Source organism: Brucella grignonensis (genome assembly GCF_002252505.1).
GTDB classification, from domain to species: Bacteria; Pseudomonadota; Alphaproteobacteria; order Rhizobiales; family Rhizobiaceae; genus Brucella; species Brucella grignonensis.
The window spans coordinates 1-976 of record NZ_NNRL01000062.1 but is presented as its reverse complement, the minus strand read 5'-3'; the positions used below and the strand labels follow the sequence as shown (position 1 = coordinate 976).

Below are 976 nucleotides of genomic sequence, written 5' to 3'. Positions count from 1 at the left end.
GTTCGGACCTCGCCGCGCAGGCCGCAGCCGCAACGCAGGCCTCACCCTTCCAAGACGCCATGCCTATGGTGCGGGCGACGTTCCGTATCCCGGACAATTTCCCGCAAATCCCGCTCTGGTGGGATGCGATCCCGCTCGACCCGGACATGATGCAGGAGGCTTATGCGCCGATCTCCGAACTTGTCGTCTGGGACAATCCGTTCGAACCGGGCCGCTATCGCGTGTCGGCCACGGGGCCGGGCGAAGTAAAGTTCAGCGCCGAGGTGGAAATCTACCCTGGCCAGGACAACAATTTCGTTATCCCCCCAGTCGACGAATCCGACGATGAGGCTTCGGCGACGACGCTTGGCGGACCATGGCAAATTATCGGTGTGCCACCTTATCAGGTGCAGGCGGGAGCGGATCAGTTGCTGATGCTCGCGCTTGAACAGGCCCAGTCCAATGGCCCGATCGGCGGAAGCTGGACGGCTGGAGAACGCCTTGCCGGGCCACAAGCTGCCGGGCGGGAAGGCACATTCACCACTGCAACGCGCGAAGGCGACGCGCTGCGCATGACCTTCACGGTGGGCGAGCCGATTCCCGCGCCGATGACCCTCTATCTGACGCCTTATGGCATCGGCTATGCCGGCACACTGTCATCAGGTGGGCAAGGCATGAGCGTTGTCATGTGGCCGGGCGGCTATGAATTGCCTTCGCTGGCCGAAATGCGCGTTGCCGTGCATGGTCCGGCACCAGCCGATTTCGTTGATACGACCGGCCCTCGTGCATCCGCGCAGACGCAAGAGCCAGCGGAGGCCAAGACGGTGCCGGTGCGCCTGCGCACGCCGTTGAAGATCGGCGACGTGGGGGTGCAATGGTCGGCCATCCGCACCGATGTCCGGGAAATGGACGTTGCCTTCGCCAGCCACGATCTCCTGCCGACCTTCACGACCCAACTGGCTCCCGGGGGCACGTATACGGTTGAGGGGATCAACGA

Annotated in this window: 1 protein-coding gene; it reads left to right on the top strand. The window is 63.7% G+C overall.

All coding sequences use genetic code 11. The features are described 5' to 3' along the window. Window positions 1–976: hypothetical protein (locus CEV33_RS23885; protein WP_208620124.1), on the top strand; the 976-nt coding region annotated here is incomplete at both ends.